This window comes from Staphylococcus sp. EG-SA-17 (genome assembly GCF_017151845.1).
Classification (GTDB): domain Bacteria; phylum Bacillota; class Bacilli; order Staphylococcales; family Staphylococcaceae; genus Staphylococcus; species Staphylococcus aureus.
The window spans coordinates 190828-196943 of sequence record NZ_JACVZO010000002.1 but is presented as its reverse complement, the minus strand read 5'-3'; the positions used below and the strand labels follow the sequence as shown (position 1 = coordinate 196943).

General features: G+C 33.0%; 3 protein-coding genes. All 3 read left to right on the top strand.

Annotated features, from left to right (window positions below; all coding sequences use genetic code 11):
* Window positions 1-1571 (top strand): DNA gyrase/topoisomerase IV subunit B (locus IDG65_RS01955; RefSeq protein ID WP_206174016.1); only part of this gene is annotated, 1571 nt, incomplete at its 5' end.
* A complete protein-coding gene (parC, locus tag IDG65_RS01950) occupies window positions 1571-3973 on the top strand; it encodes a DNA topoisomerase IV subunit A (RefSeq protein ID WP_031928669.1) in 2403 nt (800 codons plus the stop codon). The genes IDG65_RS01955 and parC, both read left to right, overlap by 1 nt.
* A 249-nt stretch (window positions 3974-4222) precedes the next feature.
* Entirely contained in the window at window positions 4223-5683 is a 1461-nt protein-coding gene (alsT, locus tag IDG65_RS01945) for a glutamine transporter AlsT (protein WP_000651160.1), read from the top strand.
* Window positions 5684-6116: the final 433 nt, after the last annotated feature.

The following is a 6116-nucleotide window of genomic DNA, read 5'->3' as shown; positions in this document are numbered from 1 at the left end:
ATCATCAAAGTTTTAAAAACGGTGGTTCGCCATCTTCTGGTTTAGTGAAAAAAGGTAAAACTAAGAAAACAGGTACCAAAGTAACATTTAAACCTGATGACACAATTTTTAAAGCATCTACATCATTTAATTTTGATGTTTTAAGCGAACGACTACAAGAGTCTGCGTTCTTATTGAAAAATTTAAAAATAACGCTTAATGATTTACGCAGTGGTAAAGAGCGTCAAGAGCATTACCATTATGAAGAAGGAATCAAAGAGTTTGTTAGTTATGTCAATGAAGGAAAAGAAGTTTTGCATGACGTGGCTACATTTTCAGGTGAAGCAAATGGTATAGAGGTAGACGTAGCTTTCCAATATAATGATCAATATTCAGAAAGTATTTTAAGTTTTGTAAATAATGTACGTACTAAAGATGGTGGTACACATGAAGTTGGTTTTAAAACAGCAATGACACGTGTATTTAATGATTATGCACGTCGTATTAATGAACTTAAAACAAAAGATAAAAACTTAGATGGTAATGATATTCGTGAAGGTTTAACAGCTGTTGTGTCTGTACGTATTCCAGAAGAATTATTACAATTTGAAGGACAAACGAAATCTAAATTGGGTACTTCTGAAGCTAGAAGTGCTGTTGATTCAGTTGTTGCAGACAAATTGCCATTCTATTTAGAAGAAAAAGGACAATTGTCTAAATCACTTGTGAAAAAAGCGATTAAAGCACAACAAGCAAGGGAAGCTGCACGTAAAGCTCGTGAAGATGCTCGTTCAGGTAAGAAAAACAAGCGTAAAGACACTTTGCTATCTGGTAAATTAACACCTGCACAAAGTAAAAACACTGAAAAAAATGAATTGTATTTAGTCGAAGGTGATTCTGCGGGAGGTTCAGCAAAACTTGGACGAGACCGCAAATTCCAAGCGATATTACCATTACGTGGTAAGGTAATTAATACAGAGAAAGCACGTCTAGAAGATATTTTTAAAAATGAAGAAATTAATACAATTATCCACACAATCGGGGCAGGCGTTGGTACTGACTTTAAAATTGAAGATAGTAATTATAATCGTGTAATTATTATGACTGATGCTGATACTGATGGTGCGCATATTCAAGTGCTATTGTTAACATTCTTCTTCAAATATATGAAACCGCTTGTTCAAGCAGGTCGTGTATTTATAGCTTTACCTCCACTTTATAAATTGGAAAAAGGTAAAGGCAAAACAAAGCGAGTTGAATACGCTTGGACAGACGAAGAGCTTAATAAATTGCAAAAAGAACTTGGTAAGGGCTTCACGTTACAACGTTACAAAGGTTTGGGTGAGATGAACCCTGAACAATTATGGGAAACGACGATGAACCCAGAAACACGAACTTTAATTCGTGTACAAGTTGAAGATGAAGTGCGTTCATCTAAACGTGTAACAACATTAATGGGTGACAAAGTACAACCTAGACGTGAATGGATTGAAAAGCACGTTGAGTTTGGTATGCAAGAGGACCAAAGTATTTTAGATAATTCTGAAGTACAAGTACTTGAAAATGATCAATTTGATGAGGAGGAAATCTAGTGAGTGAAATAATTCAAGATTTATCACTTGAAGATGTTTTAGGTGATCGCTTTGGAAGATATAGTAAATATATTATTCAAGAGCGTGCATTGCCAGATGTTCGTGATGGTTTAAAACCAGTACAACGTCGTATTTTATATGCAATGTATTCAAGTGGTAATACACACGATAAAAATTTCCGTAAAAGTGCGAAAACAGTCGGTGATGTTATTGGTCAATATCATCCACATGGAGACTCCTCAGTGTACGAAGCAATGGTCCGTTTAAGTCAAGACTGGAAGTTACGACATGTCTTAATAGAAATGCATGGTAATAATGGTAGTATCGATAATGATCCGCCAGCGGCAATGCGTTACACTGAAGCTAAGTTAAGCTTACTAGCTGAAGAGTTATTACGTGATATTAATAAAGAGACAGTTTCTTTCATTCCAAACTATGATGATACGACACTCGAACCAATGGTATTGCCATCAAGATTTCCTAACTTACTAGTGAATGGTTCTACAGGTATATCTGCAGGTTACGCGACAGATATACCACCACATAATTTAGCTGAAGTGATTCAAGCAACACTTAAATATATTGATAATCCGGATATTACAGTCAATCAATTAATGAAATATATTAAAGGTCCTGATTTTCCAACTGGTGGTATTATTCAAGGTATTGATGGTATTAAAAAAGCTTATGAATCAGGTAAAGGTAGAATTATAGTTCGTTCTAAAGTTGAAGAAGAAACTTTACGCAATGGACGTAAACAGTTAATTATTACTGAAATTCCATATGAAGTGAACAAAAGTAGTTTAGTAAAACGTATCGATGAATTACGTGCTGACAAAAAAGTCGATGGTATCGTTGAAGTACGTGATGAAACTGATAGAACTGGTTTACGAATAGCAATTGAATTGAAAAAAGATGTGAACAGTGAATCAATCAAAAATTATCTTTATAAAAACTCTGATTTACAGATTTCATATAATTTCAACATGGTCGCTATTAGTGATGGTCGTCCAAAATTGATGGGTATTCGTCAAATTATTGATAGTTATTTGAATCATCAAATTGAGGTTGTTGCAAATAGAACGAAGTTTGAATTAGATAATGCTGAAAAACGAATGCATATCGTTGAAGGTTTGATTAAAGCGTTGTCAATTTTAGATAAAGTAATCGAATTGATTCGTAGCTCTAAAAACAAGCGTGACGCTAAAGGAAACCTTATCGAAGTATTCGAGTTCACAGAAGAACAGGCTGAAGCAATTGTAATGTTACAGTTATATCGTTTAACAAACACTGACATAGTTGCGCTTGAAGGTGAACATAAAGAACTTGAAGCATTAATCAAACAATTACGTCATATTCTTGATAACCATGATGCATTATTGAATGTCATAAAAGAAGAATTGAATGAAATTAAAAAGAAATTCAAATCTGAACGACTGTCTTTAATTGAAGCAGAAATTGAAGAAATTAAAATTGACAAAGAAGTTATGGTGCCTAGTGAAGAAGTTATTTTAAGTATGACACGTCATGGATATATTAAACGTACTTCTATTCGTAGCTTTAATGCTAGCGGTGTTGAAGATATTGGTTTAAAAGATGGTGACAGTTTACTTAAACATCAAGAAGTAAATACGCAAGATACCGTACTAGTATTTACAAATAAAGGTCGTTATCTATTTATACCGGTTCATAAATTAGCAGATATTCGTTGGAAAGAATTGGGGCAACATGTATCACAAATAGTTCCTATCGAAGAAGATGAAGTGGTTATTAATGTCTTTAATGAAAAGGACTTTAATACAGATGCATTTTATGTTTTTGCGACTCAAAATGGCATGATTAAGAAAAGTACAGTGCCTCTATTTAAAACAACGCGTTTTAATAAACCTTTAATTGCTACTAAAGTTAAAGAAAATGATGATTTGATTAGTGTTATGCGCTTTGAAAGAGATCAATTAATTACCGTCATTACTAATAAAGGTATGTCATTAACGTATAATACAAGTGAACTATCAGATACCGGATTAAGGGCAGCTGGTGTTAAATCAATAAATCTTAAAGCTGAAGATTTCGTTGTTATGACAGAAGGTGTTTCTGAAAATGATACTATATTGATGGCCACACAACGCGGCTCGTTAAAACGTATTAGTTTTAAAATCTTACAAGTTGCTAAAAGAGCGCAACGTGGAATAACTTTATTAAAAGAATTAAAGAAAAATCCACATCGTATTGTAGCTGCACATGTAGTGACAGGTGAACATAGTCAATATACATTATATTCAAAATCAAATGAAGAACATGGTTTAATTAATGATATTCATAAATCTGAACAATATACAAATGGCTCATTCATTGTAGATACAGATGATTTTGGTGAAGTAATAGACATGTATATTAGCTAAAAACTATATGCAATCACGAAATTAAATGATAAAATACAGTAATGTTAAATTTTGACTAAATTCAAGGGATTTATATTAAATGCTGACCAAGTACTTATCGTTAAATTAGCGATATACTTTGACCAAACTAATATAAATCTCTTGTATTGTATAAGAAATGATGATGTATCTCTATATTTACTGAAGTTTCAATTCGGTCTAATTTTATAGAAGGTGCATGATTCATGTAGAGGATGCGAGGGGTTTATTTTGAAAGATTTCGATAGTTTAATTCCTGGATGGTTTAAAGAATTTGTCCATGTTGGTACCGATTTAATATGGTCTCAATATTTAATTGGTCTATTATTGACAGCTGGATTCTTCTTTACAATTAGTTCTAAATTCGTTCAATTACGAATGTTACCTGAAATGTTTAGAGCTTTAGTAGAACGTCCAGAAACTTTAGAAGATGGTAAGAAGGGTATTTCGCCATTCCAAGCATTTGCTATTAGTGCTGGTTCGAGAGTTGGTACTGGTAATATTGCTGGTGTTGCGACTGCGATTGTTTTAGGCGGTCCAGGTGCAGTGTTTTGGATGTGGGTTATTGCATTTATAGGTGCAGCGAGTGCATTTATAGAAGCGACTTTGGCTCAGGTTTATAAAGTACATGATAAAGATGGTGGATTCCGTGGTGGTCCAGCTTACTATATTACTAAAGGTTTAAATCAAAAATGGCTAGGTATCGTATTTGCGATTTTAATTACAATTACATTTGCATTTGTATTTAACACAGTGCAATCTAATACAATTGCGGAGTCGTTAAATACGCAATATAATATTAGTCCAGTAATCACAGGTATTATTTTAGCAATCGTAACAGCTATTATTATATTTGGTGGTGTACGTAGTATTGCTACGTTATCTTCGTTAATTGTACCGATTATGGCTATCATTTACATTGGTATGGTTTTAGTAATATTGCTATTTAATTTAGATCAAATTGTTCCTATGATAGGTACGATTATTAAAAGTGCATTTGGTATCGAACAAGTAACTGGTGGCGCTGTAGGTGCTGCGGTTCTTCAAGGTATCAAACGTGGTTTATTCTCTAACGAAGCTGGTATGGGTTCTGCGCCGAATGCAGCGGCAACTGCTGCCGTGCCACACCCTGTTAAGCAAGGTTTAATCCAATCATTAGGTGTGTTCTTTGATACAATGTTGGTTTGTACAGCAACTGCAATCATGATTTTACTATATTCAGGATTGAAATTTGGTGATAACGCACCTCAAGGTGTTGCAGTTACTCAATCAGCACTTAATGAGCATTTAGGTTCTGCTGGAGGTATTTTCTTAACAATAGCAGTTACACTGTTTGCATTTTCATCTGTTGTAGGTAATTACTATTACGGTCAATCTAATATTGAATTTTTATCAACAAACCGTGTAATATTATTTATCTTTAGATGTCTTGTTGTAGTACTTGTCTTTGTCGGTGCAGTTGTAAAAACAGAAACAGTATGGAATACGGCAGACTTATTTATGGGCTTAATGGCAATTGTAAACATTATTTCCATTATAGGACTGTCCAATGTAGCTTTTGCATTGATGAAAGATTATCAAAAGCAGAAAAAAGAAGGCAAGAATCCTGTCTTTAAACCTGAAAACTTAGAAATTAACTTATTTGGAATTAGTGCTTGGGGCGCTAACAAATATAAGAACTCTGATAAATAAATATTTTTAATGTAACGATTCATTATATAAAAATCAAATAAACCCTGAGGTTTTCAAATTAAAGCGAAAATCTCAGGGTTTTAAATTTGTACTCAATAATCATCTGTATCATTACACTAGTTAATCCAAGATTTGATTATATATTAATATAGTAAGGTTGAGATTTATTTCCTCCATTGGTGTGCAAAGACTATACCATTGATAAGACATATTGTTGGATAGATGAATATAAATTTATTTTAGCTTTGCACAATTTAATAGTACGTTTTAGTTTGTATTGAGTATTAATTCAGATAATATATAAATAAATAGAATTATTTGTAAATATGGGAGTCAGATTTTTTTATTATAGTTATTCCACTTTGAGAGGCATCGAAATTAAATTAAGATGTATCATATAGGATAGGCGTGTAATAGAACACAAGTATTTAAT